Origin of the sequence: Aeromonas sp. s12, assembly GCF_040907925.1 — a bacterium.
In the GTDB taxonomy this organism is placed as follows: Bacteria; Pseudomonadota; Gammaproteobacteria; order Enterobacterales; family Aeromonadaceae; genus Aeromonas; species Aeromonas veronii.
Window position 1 is genome coordinate 216605 of record NZ_JBFOCT010000014.1, and the last position, 18903, is coordinate 235507.

At 59.8% G+C, this 18903-nt stretch carries 15 protein-coding genes and 1 tRNA gene; 6 read left to right on the forward strand and 10 right to left on the reverse strand.

Features of this window, described 5'->3' with window-relative positions; genetic code table 11:
• The first annotated feature begins 47 nt into the window (after positions 1-47).
• Positions 48-689 carry an energy-coupling factor ABC transporter permease gene (locus AB5Y67_RS07730; RefSeq protein WP_106843232.1) on the forward strand — a complete coding sequence of 214 codons (642 nt, stop codon included), beginning with the start codon at positions 48-50 and terminating at the stop codon, positions 687-689.
• An 84-nt stretch (positions 690-773) separates the two neighbouring features.
• On the opposite strand, the gene AB5Y67_RS07735 is transcribed toward AB5Y67_RS07730, so the two are convergent.
• Both AB5Y67_RS07735 and ycfP read right to left on the reverse strand, forming a co-directional pair.
• Positions 774-2066 carry an NAD(P)/FAD-dependent oxidoreductase gene (locus AB5Y67_RS07735; protein ID WP_019445491.1) on the reverse strand — a complete coding sequence of 431 codons (1293 nt, stop codon included), beginning with the start codon at positions 2064-2066 and terminating at the stop codon, positions 774-776.
• Positions 2067-2140: 74 nt separating this feature from the next.
• On the reverse strand, positions 2141-2680 hold the full coding sequence (ycfP, locus tag AB5Y67_RS07740) for an alpha/beta hydrolase YcfP (protein ID WP_005334000.1): 540 nt from the start codon (positions 2678-2680) through the stop codon (positions 2141-2143).
• Between the two features lie 505 nt (positions 2681-3185).
• Here ycfP and AB5Y67_RS07745 point away from each other — a divergent pair.
• Positions 3186-4592, forward strand: coding sequence for a nucleobase:cation symporter-2 family protein (locus tag AB5Y67_RS07745; RefSeq protein WP_368207655.1), 1407 nt, complete (start codon positions 3186-3188; stop codon positions 4590-4592).
• A 63-nt stretch (positions 4593-4655) separates the two neighbouring features.
• Here the strand turns inward: AB5Y67_RS07745 and AB5Y67_RS07750 are convergent, their stop codons facing one another.
• The gene (locus AB5Y67_RS07750) at positions 4656-6452 is read right to left on the reverse strand and encodes a M3 family oligoendopeptidase (RefSeq protein ID WP_199427206.1); all 1797 of its coding nucleotides are present in this window, start codon (positions 6450-6452) and stop codon (positions 4656-4658) included.
• Positions 6453-6575: 123 nt separating this feature from the next.
• On the reverse strand, positions 6576-7496 hold the full coding sequence (locus tag AB5Y67_RS07755; protein ID WP_199427207.1) for a DUF808 domain-containing protein: 921 nt from the start codon (positions 7494-7496) through the stop codon (positions 6576-6578).
• Positions 7497-7746: 250 nt separating this feature from the next.
• Between AB5Y67_RS07755 and AB5Y67_RS07760 the strand changes: the two genes are divergently transcribed.
• The gene (locus AB5Y67_RS07760; RefSeq protein ID WP_199427208.1) at positions 7747-8349 is read left to right on the forward strand and encodes a DUF924 family protein; all 603 of its coding nucleotides are present in this window, start codon (positions 7747-7749) and stop codon (positions 8347-8349) included.
• A gap of 67 nt (positions 8350-8416) precedes the next feature.
• Here AB5Y67_RS07760 and AB5Y67_RS07765 read toward each other — a convergent pair whose 3' ends face one another.
• The 5 genes from AB5Y67_RS07765 to AB5Y67_RS07785 all read right to left on the reverse strand — a co-directional run bounded on the left by AB5Y67_RS07765 (position 8417) and on the right by AB5Y67_RS07785 (position 13785).
• Positions 8417-10036 carry a methyl-accepting chemotaxis protein gene (locus tag AB5Y67_RS07765; RefSeq protein WP_199427209.1) on the reverse strand — a complete coding sequence of 540 codons (1620 nt, stop codon included), beginning with the start codon at positions 10034-10036 and terminating at the stop codon, positions 8417-8419.
• Between the two features lie 104 nt (positions 10037-10140).
• Positions 10141-11400, reverse strand: coding sequence for a dicarboxylate/amino acid:cation symporter (locus AB5Y67_RS07770; protein ID WP_005334018.1), 1260 nt, complete (start codon positions 11398-11400; stop codon positions 10141-10143).
• Positions 11401-11604: 204 nt separating this feature from the next.
• Positions 11605-12036, reverse strand: coding sequence for a hypothetical protein (locus AB5Y67_RS07775; RefSeq protein WP_076492150.1), 432 nt, complete (start codon positions 12034-12036; stop codon positions 11605-11607).
• A 216-nt stretch (positions 12037-12252) separates the two neighbouring features.
• A tRNA-Pro gene (locus tag AB5Y67_RS07780) sits at positions 12253-12329 on the reverse strand.
• Between the two features lie 112 nt (positions 12330-12441).
• Complete coding sequence (locus tag AB5Y67_RS07785; RefSeq protein WP_042053202.1) at positions 12442-13785, reverse strand: dihydroorotase; 1344 nt, start codon at positions 13783-13785, stop codon at positions 12442-12444.
• Positions 13786-13865: 80 nt separating this feature from the next.
• Between AB5Y67_RS07785 and AB5Y67_RS07790 the strand changes: the two genes are divergently transcribed.
• A complete protein-coding gene (locus AB5Y67_RS07790) occupies positions 13866-14741 on the forward strand; it encodes a 6-carboxytetrahydropterin synthase (protein WP_043819396.1) in 876 nt (291 codons plus the stop codon).
• Positions 14742-14812: 71 nt separating this feature from the next.
• Here the strand turns inward: AB5Y67_RS07790 and AB5Y67_RS07795 are convergent, their stop codons facing one another.
• The gene (locus tag AB5Y67_RS07795) at positions 14813-16825 is read right to left on the reverse strand and encodes a methyl-accepting chemotaxis protein (protein ID WP_199427210.1); all 2013 of its coding nucleotides are present in this window, start codon (positions 16823-16825) and stop codon (positions 14813-14815) included.
• Positions 16826-17077: 252 nt separating this feature from the next.
• Here AB5Y67_RS07795 and hinT point away from each other — a divergent pair, with 252 nt between their 5' ends.
• A complete protein-coding gene (gene hinT, locus AB5Y67_RS07800; RefSeq protein WP_033135280.1) occupies positions 17078-17428 on the forward strand; it encodes a purine nucleoside phosphoramidase in 351 nt (116 codons plus the stop codon).
• Positions 17428-18864, forward strand: coding sequence for a COG3014 family protein (locus tag AB5Y67_RS07805; RefSeq protein ID WP_199427211.1), 1437 nt, complete (start codon positions 17428-17430; stop codon positions 18862-18864). Before hinT ends, AB5Y67_RS07805 begins: the two co-directional genes overlap by 1 nt.
• The last annotated feature ends 39 nt before the right edge of the window (positions 18865-18903 follow it).

Below are 18903 nucleotides of genomic sequence, written 5' to 3' on the forward strand. Positions count from 1 at the left end.
GCGGTCGGGAAGGCCGCCCGGACTCTACTGCATGAATGGACGACAAGATGAGTGAAGGACAACTCGCCGCCCTCCTGATCTGGCTGGTACTGCTGGCCTTCAGCCTGCGCCGCTCTCTGTGGCAAACCCTCCATGACAACCCCCTCTATCAGCATCTGTTGCTGGGTAGCGCCATCGCGCTTGTGCCGCTCTGGTATCTAAGGGCCGGTCTGCATGAGGGGCTGGAGGTCCATTTTCTCGGGCTCACCTCCCTCACCCTGCTGCTGGGCTGGCGGCTGGCGCTGCTCGCCCCCTGTCTAACCCTGCTGGTGCTCGGTTACTTCGGCGTCACCAATCTGGCCGATTTTGGCTGGCAGGCACTGGTTGGCATCGCCCTGCCGGTAGCCACCAGCTGGCTGCTGTTTCTGGCCAGCTGGGCCTGGCTGCCGCGCCATCTCTTTGTCTATATCTTCGTGGCCGCCTTTCTCGGCGGCGCCATCACCATCTCGGTCAAGGTGGCCGCCAGTGCGTTGCTGATGGGGCTAAGTGACCGCTACCCCTGGCACACCATCACGGCGGATTACCTCTCCATCTGGCCACTGCTGCTGTTCCCCGAAGCCCTGCTCAACGGCATGGCGATGACGGTGCTGGCCATCTACCGCCCCCACTGGGTCAATACCTTCTTCGACCGTACCTATCTGGGCAAGTAACGCTCTCTTTCCTGATCTGCGCCCATAAAAAAGGAGAGGCCATCGCCTCTCCTTTTGGTATTCCGAATTCTGTCAAACCTTGGATTAGTGCAGCTTCAGGGTCGGGCGCAGTACCCGGTTGATGCGACCCACCAGCATGATGAGGCCGGTCTTGACGTAGCCGTGCAGGGCGATCTGGTGCATCCGGTAGAGGGAGATGTAAACCAGACGGGCAATGTAGCCCTCCACCATCATGGAGCCGCGCATCAGGTTGCCCATCAGGCTGCCCACGGTGGAGAAGCGGCTGAGGGAGACCAGCGAACCGTGGTCGTGGTAGAGGTAGGGCTTCATCTCGCCGCCGTTCATCTTGGCCAGAATGTTCTTGAATGCCTGGCTGGCCATCTGGTGGGCAGACTGGGCGCGCGGCGGCACGAACTTGCCATCCGGCTGCGGGCAGGCTGCGCAGTCACCGATAACGAAGATGTTCTCGTCACGGGTAGTCTGCAGGGTCTCTTTCACCACCAGCTGGTTGATGCGATTGGTCTCAAGACCAGCGATATCCTTCATGAAATCCGGAGCCTTGATACCGGCCGCCCACACCATCAGGTCAGCTTCAATCAGCTCGCCATCCTTGGTGTGCAGACCGTCGCTGGTCGCTTCGGTGATCATGGTGGCGGTACGCACGTCCACACCCAGCTTGACCAGCTCCTGATGGGCGGCACCGCTGATGCGCTCCGGCAGAGCCGGCAGAATGCGCGGGCCCGCTTCCACCAGGGTCACCTTCAGGCTGTCGGTGGTGAGGTTCTTGAAGCCGTAGGCGTAGAGCTGCTCGACCGCGTTGTAGAGCTCGGCAGAGAGCTCGACGCCGGTGGCACCGCCGCCGACGATGGCAATCTTCACCTTGTCACCCGGCTTATATTCGGTGGCGAACTGCAGGAAGCGGTTCATCATGCTGTTGTGGAAACGGTGCGCCTGGGAGGGGCTATCGAGGAAGATACAGTGATCCTTGATGCCCTTGGTGTTGAAGTCGTTGGAGACAGAACCGATGGCCATCACCAGATAGTCGTAGGGCAGTTCGCGCTCGTTGACCACGATGTCGCCATTGTCGTCGTGGATCGGGGCCAGCACGATGCGTTTATCGTCACGCTTGATGTCGGTCAGGGTGCCGAGCTGGAAGTCGAAACCGTGGTTCTTGGCGTGAGACTGGTAGCTCAGGGCATCGATGCCAGCATCCATGGAGCCGGTGGCCACTTCGTGCAGCAGGGGTTTCCACAGGTGGGTGCGGTTGCGATCGACCAGAGTGATCTTGGCCTTGTTCTTCTTGCCAAGCTTGCGACCCAGACTGGTGGCCAGCTCCAGGCCACCGGCGCCGCCGCCTACAACGACAATATTCATCATGATGATTTTCCTCGGTTCCTCAAAACGAAAGGGAGCCATTGGCTCCCTAAAACGAAATCGGTCGACGTGATGGATCAGGCTTCTTTGAAGGCCTTCATCCGCTGCAGATGATGCGAGATATTTTTGAACTTATGAGTCTCGCGCTCATCCCACACGATGTCGTAATAGTTCTTCAATTCACGTTCAGTGTCCCGATTATCGCGCACTTCATCCTGAACGGAAAGGATACACAGGCAGTTTCCTGAATTTTTCTTACGAAATTCAGTTACACACTTGGTACCGATATCGTCATATTCTTCCGGCCGGTCGATCTTGCCCTGCATGTTCTCTTCCGGATGGAGGTTGGGGTTGAAGATCACCTGGCGAATGCCGCACAGAAAGCCGATCCGCTCGCTCCAGTAGCCACCAAGACCCACGCCGCAGATCAGCGGTTTGGGATCGGTACTCATATCGAGCTGTTTTTTCACTTCCTTGAGCAGATGGCTCATATCATGACGGGGGTGAACCGTGCTGTAGTGCACGAAACGCACATCATCATCAATAAACTGCAACTGCAGCACTTTCTCGTGATTGCCTGGGCTGGTGGCATCAAAGCCATGCAGATAGATGATCATGGATAAGACCTCAGGATCTGTGTCGGTTTTATCGAAACTACCCCAGCGGCGGCCCCGTGCGCCACCAAAACATCCAACTTTCTTGCTTTGGATCACGCCCCCGCCCCCGATTGCGCCCTGCGGCCCGCGAGCGCCGTCACATGCAGAGGGGCGCATTGCGAGCAACGTTATGGTGCCCGGCTATCAAAGTGAGATCGCCAGACCGATAATGATAAACCCCTTACCAATCTGAGATACCCCCACCTCCTTCCCCTGCCAGCAGCCGGACACTTATCTGGCCGGTATGTGACTCATCCCGCAAAAACAAGGCGTTATCGCCAAACGTTTTCGCTCATGAGCGGCATTGTGCATGTTTTGTGCACTGACCCGTGCTGCCCCGGATCCCTCTCACTACTGCCGAGGGATCTGGCTCATCTGTCAATACACGAGATCAATGACCGGGAAAGCTGCGGCTTTCACTATCTTGCCTGTAGCAGTTGCGCGGGCTTCAAGGAGTGATCTGTTCATGAACGAGACCAATCCCCCCTCCCCCCGACCGGGTGCGCGCAAGCGCCCGGTGGATGAAGTGGAGCGCATGCTCCCCATGGGCCAACTATTTACCCTGGGCCTGCAACATGTGCTGGTGATGTACGCCGGCGCCGTGGCGGTGCCATTGGTGATTGGCGGCAGTCTGGGGCTGCCCAAGGATCAAATCTCCTACCTCATCAGTTCGGATCTCTTCTGCTGCGGCATCGTCACCCTGCTGCAATGTGTCGGGATTGGCCGCTTTGCCGGGATCCGGCTGCCGGTCATCATGTCGGTCACCTTTGCCGCCGTGATGCCGATGCTGGCCATCGGAGCCAACCCGGATCTGGGGCTGACGGGCATCTTCGGTGCCACCATCGCCGCCGGTATCATCTCGACCCTGATGGTGCCGCTGATAGGTAGGCTGATGCCACTCTTCCCCACCGTCGTCACCGGGGTGGTTATCACCTCCATCGGCATCAGCATCATGCAGGTGGGGATCGACTGGATGGCGGGGGGCAAGGGCAATCCGGAATATGGCAGCCTGCGCTATATCGGCACCAGCTTTCTGGTGCTCGTCTTTATCCTGCTGGTGACCCGCTTCACCAAGGGCTTTTTCAGCAATATCTCGGTGCTGCTCGGGATCATCTTCGGTTTCGTGGTGGCCATCGCCATGGGCGAAGTGAGCCTCGATGGCCTCGGCGAAGCAGCCTGGTTTGCCCCCATAGTGCCCTTCGCCTTCGGCTGGCCCACCTTCGATCCCATCTCCATCGCCACCCTGACGGTGATCATGCTGATCACCTTTATCGAATCCATGGGGATGTTTCTGGCCCTTGGCGACATCGTCGGCCATCCGGCCAGGCGCGGTGATATCGTGCGCGGGCTGCGGGTGGATGGCATCGGCACCATTATTGGTGGGATATTCAACAGCTTCCCCCACACCTCCTTCTCCCAGAATATCGGTCTGGTGAGCGTGACCGGAGTATCTAGTCGCTGGGTCTGCGTGATGTCGGGGGGGATCCTGCTCGCCTTTGGCCTCATCCCCAAGATGTCGGTGCTGGTCGCCTCCATACCGCCCTTCGTACTGGGGGGCGCCGGTATCGTCATGTTCGGTATGGTGCTGGCCACCGGTATTCGCATCCTGGCGCGCACCGATTACAACAGCAACCGTCACAACCTCTATATCGTCGCCATCAGTCTCGGAATTGGCATGATCCCGACGGTCTCCGGGAATTTTTTCCAGCAGCTTCCGGCGCAGCTACAACCGCTTTTTCATAGCGGTATCCTGCTGACCACCATCAGCTCGGTGCTGCTCAACCTCTTCTTCAACGGCTATCAGCCGGATCTGACTCACCAGACCCGTCCTTTGTTCGTTGGTCCCATCAAACCGCAGCAAGAGCAGGCATAACAAACAGGCCCCCGGACAGCGAGACTGTCCGGGGGCCTGTCGTACATATCACCGCTGACCCAATCAGGCAGGCAACTGCGCGAAGCGCTCTACCGCCTGCGCTACGTGTGCCAGACTCCCCTGCCAGAAGGCGGCCTCACGGATATCCTGCCCCAGATGCTTGGCCACCAGCTCTTCGGCGCTCATTCGGCCGGTATCACGCAGCAAGGCGCGATACGCCTCAGCAACTCCCGCTTCCCCCGCCGCCTTGCGGCTCATCAACTGCTGATAAACCCCGAGGCTGAACAGATAACCGAACAGATAGGGGTAGTTGTAAAAGCCCAGCCCGGCGATGGAGAAGTGCGCCTTGGCCGCCCAGAACATGGGATGATAGCGGGTCAGGCTCCCCTCATACCAGCGCCCCCACGCTTCGTCGGTCAGCGCCTTGAGTCGCTCTGCGGATACATAACCCTGCGCCCGCTCGGCCACCAGCGCCCGCTCGAAATCGAAGCGGGCCGGGATATTGACCAGGAAGGTGGCAGCGCCGTCGGCCTCGGCCCAGGCGATGGCCAGCTGCTCTTCCGGGCTTTGCGCCTGCTCGAGCAGGGCGCTGCGCACCAGAGTTTCGGCGAAGATGGAGGCCGTTTCCGCCAACGTCATGGGATAGCTGCGCTGACTCATCGGCAGATCGCGGATCACCCAGTTGTGCCAGGCGTGGCCCAGCTCATGGGCCAGGGTAATGACGTTGTCCATGGTGCCAGCATAGGTGACGAAGACCCGCGGTTCTACCGGTTCGGCAAACTTGGTGCAGTAGGCGCCGGTGCGGCGATTTGGCGTGGGCGCCGCATCAATCCACCCCTTCTCGGCCATCATACGGGCAAACGCCCCCATCTCGGGATCGAAACGACTAAAGGCATCGGCAATCAACTCGATCGCCTCATCAAAAGGAATGTCGCGGCTGCTGGAAGCCGGAGGCGGCGCAAAGAGATCCTCCGGCCCCAGATCGTCGAGACCAAGGCGCTCGGCCATCAGCTCCAGCGCCCGCTGGCCCAACCCACGGGTTCGCCAGGTTTCGCTCATCAGGGCATCGAGGGTGGCACGCTCGATATGGCTCTGGTGGCAGGAGAGATCCAGCGCATCGAGCACACGGGTTTTGCCACGCTGACGGGCCAGCTCCAGCCGCCAGCCGTTGAGGGCATTGAGGATAGCGGCAACCGTCTCCTGCTCACCTTCCCAACCGGCGCTGATGGCATCGAACGCCTCAAGGCGCAGGGCACGCACCGGACTGGAGAGCAGATTGCTCGCCTCGGCCAGCCCCATCTCGCGGCCATCAATGGTCAAGCGGATCTTGCCCACCAGATCGTTGTAGAGGTTGCCCCAGGCGTGCAGGCCATCGGTACCCAGACCGATCACCAGTTGCTCCGCCTCCACCGGCAAGCGCTGATCCTGCAAACGACGCTCGTGGCGCAGGCGGTACGCCTCTTCACCGAGCATCGGATCCCTCATCAGCGCGGCGAATTCCTCCTCCGGCAACGCCAGCATCAGATCTTCCACCGGCGCGAGCGTCTTGAACAGATCGGCATTAAGGGCGCGGGCACGGGACGCCAGCTGTTTGGCCTGCGGATCCCGCGCATCCTGACTACCGCGGCACGCCGCCAGAATGGCGACGTTCCAGCCGACATGGCGGATATCGCGGGCGCGCAGCCGCACTTCCCGCAAGAAATCCTGCAGCGCTGCGTCATCGCCGCGCACCCCGTCCAGACCTGCCATATAGCTGGCCAGCTCTTCCAGCGCGTGGCGGGCAGCGTTCATGTCCGCTTCCAGCTCGGGGCTGTCGAGGCCCGGGTAGATATGGTCGTTATTCCACTGTTGTTGATACATAGCTTCTCGCAAAGGCCTTTATCGGGAGGCGCAACAGACCTGCGGGCAGCAAGTCCGAAACCGGGCAACCCGACGGCCAAAAAATGAAGGGAGGAAAAAAGAGAACATGGCCCGCAAGCTCGCTTATCCCTTGGCCGGGGCAAGACGGCTCACCAGCGTCATCACGGCAACCAGCAGCAGACCCGCCACCACACCGGCCACGGCGTTGAGCAGGGTCGGCGTCACCGCCGCCAGTACGGCCCCTACAGTGGGCAGGGTGGCAACGACAGCGGCTGCGCCTTCAATCAGGTGATGGGCAAAAGGCCAGCCATGCACCAGAATGCCGCCGCCCACCATAAACATGGCGATGGTGCCGACCAGTGCCAGCAGGTGCATCAGACGGGGCGCCGTCACCAGCAGACCCTGCCCCACAGCGCGGCGCAGGGCGCTGCCATCGTGCTTTTGCAGCAGATGCAGACCGATGTCATCGAGCTTGACGATCAGCCCCACCAACCCGTAGACCCCGATGGTCATCAGCAGGGCGATGCCCGCCACTACCGAGAGCTGCAGCGTGAGGCTTGCTCCCTGTACCGTGCCAAGGGCGATGACGATGATCTCGGCAGAGAGAATAAAATCGGTGCGGATCGCTCCCTTCACCTTCTGCTGCTCAAACGCCACCAGATCATCGGGAATAGGAGCAGTGTGTGCCTCACCCTCACTCGCCTCATGGGGCTGGAACTTGTGGGCCAGCTTCTCGGCCCCCTCAAAGCAGAGGTAAGCGCCTCCCAGCATCAAGAGAGGCGTGATAAGCCAGGGCACCAGGGCACTGATGGCGATGGCGGCGGGCACCAGAATCAGCTTGTTGCGAAATGACCCCTTGGCCACCGCCCACACCACCGGCAACTCCCGCTCGGCGCGCACCCCGGAAACCTGCTCCGCGTTGAGGGCCAGATCATCCCCCAACACCCCGGCAGTCTTCTTCGCCGCCATCTTGGTCATCAGCGCCACGTCATCAAGCACGCTGGCGATATCGTCGAGCAGGGCCAACAAACTGGTTCCGGCCATATCAGAGATTCCTTATATCAGTGAGAACAACACCGCGAGAGAGGTGTACGTCCCGATAACCACCAGGGTCAACAGGACCACCTCATGGCGATCGCAGGCCATCATCGGCCGAGCCAAAAATCCGGCGCTCGCCATCGGGGGTTACGTCTTGCGGGCAAAAGATGGCACAGTGTAACGAGAAGCCGCCGTTTCGGCAGCACCCCTGAGCCATTTGTTCCTGGTTCCCTCTGAATCACCTCAAGGAGTTCCCATGCAACCCTGGCAACCTCTGCTCGATTTCTGGTTTGGCGACGAAGCCGATGATGTCCTGCGGGCCACACGGCAAGCCCCGCTCTGGTGGGGAAAAAGCAGCGAAACGGATGCCCTGCTGGCCAAGCAATTTGGCGCGCAAGCAGAGGCGGCCGCCAACGGGGAGCTGGCCGACTGGGCCGATCTGCACCACGGCAGGCTAGCGCTGATCCTGCTGCTCGACCAGCTGCCGCGCAATATCCATCGCGGCACGCCTGCGGCCTTTGCCCAGGATCCGCTGGCCAGGGATCTCTGCCTGAAAGGGCTATCCATCGGGGCGGACAAATCCCTCTCGCCACTGGAGCGGGTCTTCTTCTATCTGCCGCTGGAGCATGCCGAATCCCGCGAACAACAGGCCAGAAGTGTGGCGCTGTTCGAGGCACTGGCTGCCGAGCAGGCTGGCACACCGGCGCAGGCGACCTTTGCCGGATTTGCCGACTTTGCCCGCCGCCATCAGGTGATCATCGAACGCTTTGGCCACTTCCCCCACCGCAACGACATACTCGGTCGCACCAGCACACCGGAAGAGGCGGCATTTTTGCAGCAACCGGGCTCAGGCTTCTAAGCAGGTCATATAAAAAATCCCCGCCAGCTGGCTGGCGGGGATAGCGGATGGATAACAACCGTCAGCATTACTGAATGCGGTAACGGGATATCTGCTGGTGGATGCTCTCGGTGGTGACATTGAGCTCCTCGGCCGCAGCCGAGGTTTCCTCCGCTGTGCTGCTGGTCTGCTGCACGACCTGAGCAATCTGCTCCACCTGATGGGCAATCGACTCGGCGGCCGAACTCTGCTCGCGGATGGCATTGGTGATCTCGCCCACCTGCTCCATCACCCGGTGCGACGCACTGCGGATTTCGGCAATAATGGCGCCACTCTCGGTCGCCATGGTGACCCCCTGGCTCACCTTCTCCTCCACCAGATGCATGCGGGAGACCGTATTGTTCGACTCCTGCTGGATCGCCTCTACAGTGGCGGAGATCTCCTGGGTGGATTGCGCCGTCCGCTCTGCCAGTTTGCGCACCTCATCCGCCACCACCGCAAAGCCACGGCCGGACTCCCCGGCCCTCGCTGCTTCAATGGCCGCGTTCAAGGCCAGCAAGTTGGTCTGCCCTGCCACATCACGGATCACGTTGACCACACCGCCAATGCGCGAAATGCCCTCACCCAGCGCAATGACCTCGGCCGAGGCCTGCCGAATGGAGTCGGCGATCTCGTTGATGGCATGAACGGTGCGCTCGATGGTCCGGCCCCCCTCGGTCGCCAGCTGCCCCGATTCGTTGGTGATACGGCTCGTCTCCTGAGTGCGCTGGGAGATATCGGTGATGCTGACTGTCATCTCTTCCACACCGGCGGCGATCAGACTGGTGGCATCATTGGCCTGATTAGCCGAGCTGGCAAGGTGCTGCGCTGCCTGAGAGAGGGATTCAGCAGTGCTCTTGATCTGCAAGCTGCCGACGGAAAATTCGGTAAATGTCTGTTGCAGCGTATCGAGCAGCCGGTTGACCGCATTGAGGGTCAGGCCAATCTCATCCTGCTGTTTCACATCTGCTCTCAGGGTAAAGTTGAGGTCACGCTGGATCCGGGTCAGGGTATCCATGGCGGTGCGAAGGGGATTGGCCACCTGATTGAACAACCAGACAAACAGCCCCATCGTCAGTACGGTGGCACCACCGGCGATAAACAACAGGGTTTGCAGGCTGCTGTCGTAGTTCTCCTGACCCTGCTTCTTGAGCGCCAGTCCCAAATCCATATTGAAGTTGACGTGAAGCTCGATGGCCTTGGCAAACTGCTTGAACAGTGCGTATGCCTCTCCCGCCAGCATGTCTCTGGCTTCATCGTTTTTGTTTTGGCGGGAGAGCTGCAGAACCTTGTCTATCTCCTGATAATATTGCGCGACTATGCGCTGATCATCGTCGGTCAGGCGCCGATCTTCGTCATTGGAGAGCATCTCTGCCTTATATTTGTCGAGCAGCGAATTGATTTGTCCCCGTATCTCGGTGATACCCGTTTCAATCTGCTGCATCTTGCTTGAGTCGGTATTGAGCACATGTGTTTGCACCAGCGAGTGCAATTCATAGAAATCGGCCTGTACTTCCTTAATCAGCGAAATACTGGGCACCGTATTGTCCGTCACATAGCTCAAATCACGGTTGCCTGCCCCAAGGCGATTGATACTGAACCAACTGAGAAAAGTGAGCGTCAGCATCACCAGCAGCGCTATCAGTTGCAGTCGACGAGCAATATTCATAACCGTACACTCCAGATGGAAACTATCTAGCAGTGTAGACGAGCCATAAACAACAACGGCCCGCATTGGCGGGCCGTTGTTGTTTATTTTTCATGGCGTTGTGATCAGGCTTTGGCTGGCTCACTCTCGCCCAGCGCGACGGTTTCACCCAGACTGTCTTCGGTCTTGGCGACCACGCTGGCGGCGATGGCGTTGCCCAGCACGTTGGTGGCTGAGCGGCCCATGTCGAGGAAGTGGTCGATCCCCAGCAGCAGCAGAATGCCAGCTTCCGGAATATGGAACTGGTTCAGGGTCGCGGCAATCACCACCAGAGAGGCGCGCGGTACCCCGGCCATCCCCTTGGAGGTGACCATCAGCAGCAGCAGCATGGTGATCTGCTGGGCCATGGAGAGCTCGATGCCATACGCCTGGGCGATGAACATCACCGCGAAGGTGCAGTACATCATGGAGCCATCGAGGTTGAAGGAGTAACCCATCGGCAGCACGAAGCTGGCGATGCGCTTGTCACAACCGAACTTCTCCAGACGATCCAGGGTCTTCGGATAGGCGGCTTCGGAGCTGGCGGTCGAGAAGGCGAGCAGGATGGGTTCGCGGATCATCGCCAGCAGTTTGATGACGCGACCACGCAGGAAGACGCTGCCCATGGCGATCAGCAGCAGCCAGAGGCAGGCCAGCGCGATATAGAACTGGGCCATAAAGCTGCCGTAGGTGACCAGAATACCCAGCCCCTCTTTGGCCACCATGGCGGCGATGGCACCAAACACCGCGAACGGCGCAAAGTTCATCACATAACCAGTCACTTTCAGCATGATCTCGGCAGCGCTGGCCATCAGCACCACTACCGGCTTGGCCAGATCGCCCAGCGCCGCAGCGGCCAGACCAAAGAACAGGGAGAAGACCACGATCTGCAGGATCTCGTTGGTGGCCATCGCCTCTACCACGCTTTTGGGGATGGCGTGGGTCACAAAATCTTTCAGGGTAATGGCACCGGCAGCAATGCCAGAGCTGGCGGTATCATTGGGCAGTGAGAGCGAAAGCCCCACACCCGGCTGCATCAGGGTCACCATCACCAGACCCAGGCTCAGGGACATCAGGGAGGCCAGCATGAACCAGCCGAGGGTCTTGGCACCGATACGCCCCACGGTGCGGGTGTCGCCCATCTTGGCGATACCGACCACCAGGGTGGTGAAGACCAGGGGAGCGATGATCATCTTGATCAGTCGCAGGAAGATATCGGTCAGGATCGTGATGTTATTGGCAAAATCCGCAGCCTGATCTGCGGCAAACATCCGATAGCCCTGGCCGGTGAGGATGCCAAACATCATTGAGATGAGGATGGCGACCGTCAGTTTATTCATTTTCATGGGGGAGTCCCGGTTTTGATTGGTGCAAGCCGTAAACAGTGGCGTGGGAGCCACTACAGTCCGTTTTTGTGATCCGAGCCGTTGATTCCTGGCGGCTGGTATGCTGGGAGAATGCCTAAAAGCAGGGGGTAAATCTAGAGGCTTTATCCAGAATTTTATCCTGCCATTAGGTGTATGTGATATAGATCTTGCAAACCACCAATATTAATCACTGTTTATTTTGATTTCGGCGAGATATTTCGCATCCAGAGTTCGCTCATCGAGTGCCCGTGGCAACAGGCGAAAAGTGAGCAGCGCCGAGATGGTATGCTGCACCTGCATCTGGGCCATAAAGAGATCCGGCTCATCCTCGTCAAAGCCGAAGATCGGCCGTGATGGGGTCACCCTGACGGCATCGCGGTTAATGGTCAGCTCATCGACCTTGAGCCAGGAGTAACCCTCTGCCAGTGCCAGCTCCCCTGCCCGCTTGAGCACATATTTGCGGGCGGTCTCCCTGTCCACCAGATCGTTGCCGACAAACTCCAGTTGCCACTTGTCCGGGCCAAGCCGGGTCTGGGAGAAACCGGTCTGGCCGTTCCAGAATGACTTTTCACTCTCGTAAGGGGTGGCGCAGCCCACCAGCAGCAGGGTGAGCATCAGCAGACAACAGGGTTTAGATACGGATGCAGACACGAGAGGCCTCGCCAGGCAAATGAGCAACAGAGTTGTTACTACACCATAAAGCGCGGTGGCTGCACAATCTGCTCACGCCAACAGCGACCGGCACGCATCACCACTGGCTTCGCGCCTGTGCGGCAAATCGCAGGCAAAAGAAAAGGCCTTGTCGTTTGACAAGGCCTTTACCGGGGAATTTGGTCGGTGTGAGAGGATTCGAACCTCCGACCCTCTACACCCCATGCAGATGCGCTACCTGGCTGCGCTACACACCGACGGAGTCAGCTCGGCTGACGGGGGCAGAGTTTATGGAGATGACCTAGCCCTGTCAACAGGGAAACGCCGCCAATTCCTCGGCCACGGTGCGTTCGCCTGCTTTACGAACAATCAGCGGTTAAAGGTCAGCCGCTTGCCCAGGATCTGGTCAGTCACCTGCCCGTTTTGCCAGGCGATCTGGCCGTTCACCAGCGTCATCTCCACCGTGCTGTGGAAGCGGTAGCCGTTGAAGGGCGACCAGCCACAGTGGTAGAGGATGTTGTCATCGTTGACCACATAGGGCTTGCCCAGATCCAGCAGCACCAGATCGGCGAAATACCCCTCGCGGATATAACCGCGATCCTGCACCTGGAAGCGCTCGGCTACCGCGTGGGAGGTCTTCTTGACGATAGTCTCCAGGGTAAACACGCCGTTGTGGTAGAGCTCCAGCAGCGCCTGCAAAGAGTGCTGCACCAACGGTACGCCAGACGGCGCCTTGAAGTAGCTGTTCTGCTTCTCTTCCCAGGTGTGGGGCGCGTGGTCGGTGGCGATGATGTCGAGCACGTCGTTGCGTACCGCATCCAGCAGTGCCTGCTGGTCGGCGGCACTCTTCACCGCAGGGTTGCACTTGATCAGGCTGCCCTGGGTCTCGTAATCGGCATCATTGAAGAAGAGGTGGTGCACACACACCTCGGCGGTGATGTTCTTGTCCTTCAGCTCGCTCAGGTCGTGGCTGGCGGTAAACAGCGACAGCTCCTTGGCCGAGGTCAGATGCAGCACGTGCAGCTTGGCACCGTATTTTTTCGCCAGCGCCACCGCCATGCTGGAGGATTTGTAGCACGCCTCGTCACTGCGAATGCGGCCGTGCTCGCCCATCGGCACATTCTCGCCCCACTTGGCTCGCGCCGCCTCTTCGGCCTTGGCGATGGTCGGGGTGTCTTCGCAGTGGGTCACGATCATCACCGGACTTTCGCGGAAGATGGCCGCCAGGGTCTCCTGATTGTCCACCAGCATGTTGCCGGTCGAGGAGCCCATAAACACCTTGACCCCGCAGGACTGCTTGGGGTCGAGACGCTTGATCTCTTCAAGGTTGTCGTTGGTGGCGCCGAGATAGAAGCTGTAGTTGGCGACGGAGGAGTTGGCGGCGATCTGGTATTTGGCTTCGAGAGCGTCGAGGGTGGTGGTCTGGGGATTGACGTTGGGCATTTCCATGAAACTGGTGGTGCCACCGGCGACGGCGGCGCGGGATTCGCTGGCGATAGTCCCCTTGTGGGTCAATCCCGGCTCCCGGAAGTGGACCTGATCATCGATCATTCCGGGGATGAGATGGCGACCTGCGGCATCGATAACCAGCGCATCGGGCGCCTCGATATCCGGGGCGATGCGGGCAATCCGTTCCCCCTCGATCAACACATCGGAGGCATAGATGCGGCCTTCGTTGACCAAGGTGGCATTCTTGATAAGCAGTTTGTTCATGGGGGGTTCCAGTTCCTTTGCCGATAATCGCGGGTCATAATAGCGCAAAACTGCCCTTTCTCTGTAGCAAGGCCTGACTGATGAAGTTATTTGTAAGAGATTTGACCGTGATCGACTCCAGCTACCTGTGCGAACGCCGCGGCATGGTGGGCGAGAGCTGGCTGGTAGATATCGAAATGAGCGGTGAGCTCAACGAAATGAGCATGCTGCTGGACTTTGGCCGGGTAAAGAAGCTGATCAAGTCGATCATCGATGAAGAGGTGGACCACAAGCTGCTGGTGCCGACCGAGTGCCCGCTGATCCACGTCGAGACACTGGATGGTGACGAAAGCACAGTGGATCTGCTGCGCCCGGGTCGCTCCATCCATCTGCGCTGCCCATCCCAGGGCTTTGCCTTTATCCCTGCCCCGCAAGTTGATAAAGAGTCGGTGACCCGCTACCTGCTGGCGGTGCTGGCCAAACGGCTGCCGGGCAATATCAAGGATCTCTCCCTGACCCTACGTCAGGAGGCGATCACCGGTGCCTTCTACCACTACAGCCATGGCCTGAAAAAGCACGATGGCAACTGCCAGCGCATCGCCCACGGCCACCGCTCTCCCATCGAGATCCACGTCGATGGCGAGCGCGACCAGGAGCTTGAGCTCAACTGGGCCGAACGCTGGGGCGATATCTACCTCGGCACCGAGGAGGACAAGGTGGCGCTGACCGAGCTCGCTTTGAGCCCCCGCGCCAATGCCCAGCTTGGCGAGCATCACTGCGGCTTCAAATATGTGGCGCCGCAAGGGCTGTTCCAGCTGGCCATTCCCAGCGCCGAGGTGGAGATGATCGACACTGACACCACGGTTGAGCTGCTGGCCTGCTACATCGCCCGCGAAGTGAAGAAGATGGTGGGCGACAAGTTCGTCAAGATTGTCGCCTATGAAGGGGTCGGCAAGGGCGCGATTGCCTACGCCTGATCCCCTTGTCACTGCCGCTATAAAGAGAAGGCCCCGCATCTGCGGGGCCTTGTTGTTTCAACTCTCGATCATCAGGCACTGAGGCGGAAGCGCTTGACCAGGCTCTCCTGCTGCTCGGCAAGGGAGTCCAGCTGCTGGCTGGTCTCGGCCACCCGCTCGATCCCCTGATAGTTGAGATCCGAGATATCGGAAATGCGGTTGAGGTTGGTGGCGATATCGGCGCTGGTGGCCTGCTGCTGCTCGGCGGCAGAGGCAATCTGGCTCGACATGTCGCTGATCAGCACCACAATTCCCTGCACCTCCTCCATGGCGTTGTTGGCGTGAGAGCTCTGATCCACGCAGCTGTCCATCTCGCGAGAGCACTCCTGCATCACGGTCACCGCCTTGGCGACTCCCTGCTGCAGGTTTTCGATCATGGTCTGGATCTCGCTGGTGGACTGGGCGGTACGGCCCGCCAGACTGCGTACCTCATCCGCCACCACCGCAAATCCGCGCCCCTGCTCGCCGGCCCGCGCCGCTTCGATGGCGGCGTTGAGGGCCAGCAGGTTGGTCTGCTCGGCGATGCCGCGAATGACATCGAGGATGTTGCCGATCTGGCTGCTCATGGCGCTCACATCACCAATCACCTTACCGGTCTGTTGCAGCTTGCCCGCCAGTTGATGAGTGGTGGTGATATTGCCGGCCATCACCCTGCGCCCCATCTCGGAAGCCTTCTCCACATCCTGCACCCGCTCCAGGGTCTGGTTGGCAGCCTGTGCCACTTCCCGCACCGAGGCCTCCATCTGGGTCATGGCAGCGGCGACCGAGGCGGTCTCCTGCCGCTGTTTCTCCAGATCCGCCCGCACTGATTCGGTGGTATGGCGATTGCCGTGGGCAGCATCGTTAAGCTGGGCCGACGCTTGTGAAAGCTGTGCCAGCACCTCCCCCATCTGGGCAATCAGCAGGTTGATCTGGCTGCCCAGCTGACCAAATTCGTTCTTGCTCTGAAAACCGATGCGCTGAGTCATGTCGCCCTGGGTCACTTCGGTCAGCACCCGCAGCAACTCCCTGAGCGGACGGCGAATGGCCTTGCCCAGGGTATAAGCCACCAGCATGGCGATCAGGATGGCGACTACGATGCTGGTTCCCTGGGTCAGGGTGCTCTGGCTCTGTGTGGCTTTGGCGTGCTGAATGCTATGACTCATCAGCTGCTGACTCTGGCCGGTGATCCGCTCAAGCCGGTTCTGGATCTCGACGATGAGAGCGCTCGCCTGCTTGCTCTTCTCCCGCATCTGTTCCTGCTGCTTCATCAGCGCCAGATACTGGGAGAGCACGCCTTCGCTTGCGGTGGTGTCGCGCACGAAGCCGTGAACATAGTGGCCCATGTCGTTCTCGAAGTTCTTGAGCTCCCCCTGCAGATCCTTGATGGTGCTGTTGAACCCCTCGATCTGCATCTTGTTGCGCTTGAGCGCCCCTTCGATGGGAGCCGGAATAGTCTGATTGAGGGCGTCCATGGTGGAGAGTTCGATGGCGGAGAGCTTGGTGGTCAGGGTCTCGGAGAGCATCTTGATAAAGCTGTCGTCGATGGTGACCATCATGTCACCCAGACTCTTCTTGAACTGGGGCAGACTGACCTGAAACTGCCCCTTGGCCAGATTGACCTTGTGCAGTCGGGTGAGCAGCGCCTCGTGTTCGCCGGGCAGGGTATCGGTCAGTTGCAGGTAGCTGTCGACCTGCTGGCTGAGGCTGCTCATCTCCCCTTGCAGTTCGGGGTGGTGGGCCACCTGCTGGCGCAAGACGTCGAGGCTCTTGCCCACCGCAGCCTTGGCCTGTTTGAGTTCGGCCACTTCGGCCGGCAGCTGTTTGGGATCCTGCTCGGTGAGCACATCCCCCAGCCACTTGTTGGCGCTGAGTAGGGTGATCTGGGTCTGACTGCTGGCAATCACCAGCGGCATAGACTGCTGGGTAACCTGCTCCAGTGCGTTCCCCAGGGTCTCCTGACTACGAAATGTGAGCAGTGAACTGGCCACCATCACGGCCACCAGGATCGCGAAGCCAAGGTAGACTCGCTGCAAGATGGAGAGATCCGACATTGTTTGTTTCATTATTGTCCCGCTGTATATGCAAAAGTCCCTTGCCTGAGTACCCCGTCCTTTTGATACCCTGCAGACCACCCTGAACAGGCGCTGCAGATGACGTCCCTCTGGCTATCGGTATTTTTAACAATAACTGAAGGGAATGGGACATCAGCTGTGTCAAATGTCGGCTTGTGTCACACTTGGCGTGCTGCTCGCCCCCCTTTCGGGAGCCGCTTGGGGTTCTAGTTCAATTTTCTGTTTCATATAAGGGAGTTAGCCATGGCGCAAGAAACCATTTTCAGCAAAATCATCCGTAAAGAGATCCCCGCCGACATCCTTTATCAAGACGATCTGGTCACCGCATTCCGGGATATCCAGCCCAAGGCCAAGACCCATATTCTGATCATCCCCAATGTGCTGATCCCCACCGTCAATGACGTGGAAGCCGAACATGAACTGGCCCTTGGCCGGATGTTCACCGTGGCCCGCAAGCTGGCCAGCGATGCGGGCATCGCCGAAGATGGCTACCGCCTCATCATGAACTGCAACCGCCACGGCGGGCAGGAGGTCTACCACATCCACATGCATCTGGTCGGTGGCCAGCCGCTGGGACCGCTGCTCAGCCTGTAATGAATCGCAACGCCTCAACCTGCCGCAGCGCCCTGTTGCTCTGCGGCGCCCTGCTGTTGCTGGGAGGCTGCGCCTCCCGCTGGCAGGATATGTTCGTCTCCTACTCCGATCAGATGGTGCCACTGCGCAACCAGCTGCTGCTGGGCCATGCCGCCGAGGCGCTGCCCGAGGTGCGCGACTCCACCCTTGGGGATGACACCTTTGTGCTGGATCGGCTCGAACAGGGGCGCATTGCCTGGCTCGCCGGTCAGGATGCGGGCAGCAAGCAGGCGTTCGCTGCCGCCGACAGCCGCCTTCAGTGGGAAGACAATCAGGCCGAATACCGGCTGAGCCACGGTCTGGATCAGGTGGGCAGTCTGCTCACCAACGATCAGTCGATGGCCTATCGTACTCCCGATTACGAACGCACCATGCTGCACCACTATCTGGCCCTCAACTATCTGCAACGGGGTGATGCCGATGGCGCCCTGGTGGAGGTGCGCCGGGCCAATCAGGTGCAGGAGCAGGCCCTGAAACGGCGAGCCGATGAGGTGCGCAAAGCGAAGGATGAGAGCGAAGAGGCCGAAGCAGAAGGCGAGATGCGCCAGCTGATGTCGCGCGGCGCACCGGATCTCGACCGGTTGATCGGCAAGGTCAAGAACGGTTTTCAGAACGCCTATACCTTCTATTTTTCCGCCGTGCTCTATGAGGCGGCCGGGGATCTCAACGATGCCTGGGTCGACTATCAGCGCGGCTACCAGATAGCACCGGACAACCGCAGCCTGCAAGATGCCTTGCTGCGTCTGGCGCGGCTGCGTGGCTCACCGGACGAGATCCGCGAGACCGAGAAAAAGATAGGCCGCAAAGCACCGCCGCTTGCAAAAGATCAAGGCCAACTGGTGGTGCTGTTTGAAGATGGTTTGATCCCGCCACGGCGCGAACTGTTCCTGCCACTCCCCATCTCTACCTCCCGCGGCGATTTTCGCACCTTTACCGTCGCCATCCCCTATTACGATAATCAGGCCAGCGACACCGGCCCGCTGACGGTGGAAGTCGGCAAGCGGGTCGAGCAGACCAGCGAGCTGGTCAGGCTGGAAGCGCTGGCCGCCAAAGATCTGCAAGAGCGGCTGCCCGGCATGCTGACCCGCCAGGCGCTGCGACTGGTGGCCAAGGAGCAGATGCGCCGCACCGCCGCCAAAGAGGGGGGCGATGTGGGCAATATTCTGGTGGGGATCTTCAACACCCTCTCGGAGCGGGCCGATACCCGCAGCTGGCTAACGCTGCCAGCGCAGGCATCGAGCTGGCAGGGAATAGTGCCGGCAGGTGACATCAATCTCACCCTGGGCGCGGGGGCAGCGCAGCGGCAATTGCCGCTCACCATCCACAAGGGACGCACCACCCTGGTCTGGGTACAGCGCCTCGGCGCCGGTCTGACCACCCGGGTGATGCCGCTCTGAGCAGATGGCGAAGAGAGATGAGCAAGACCATTAACGGGC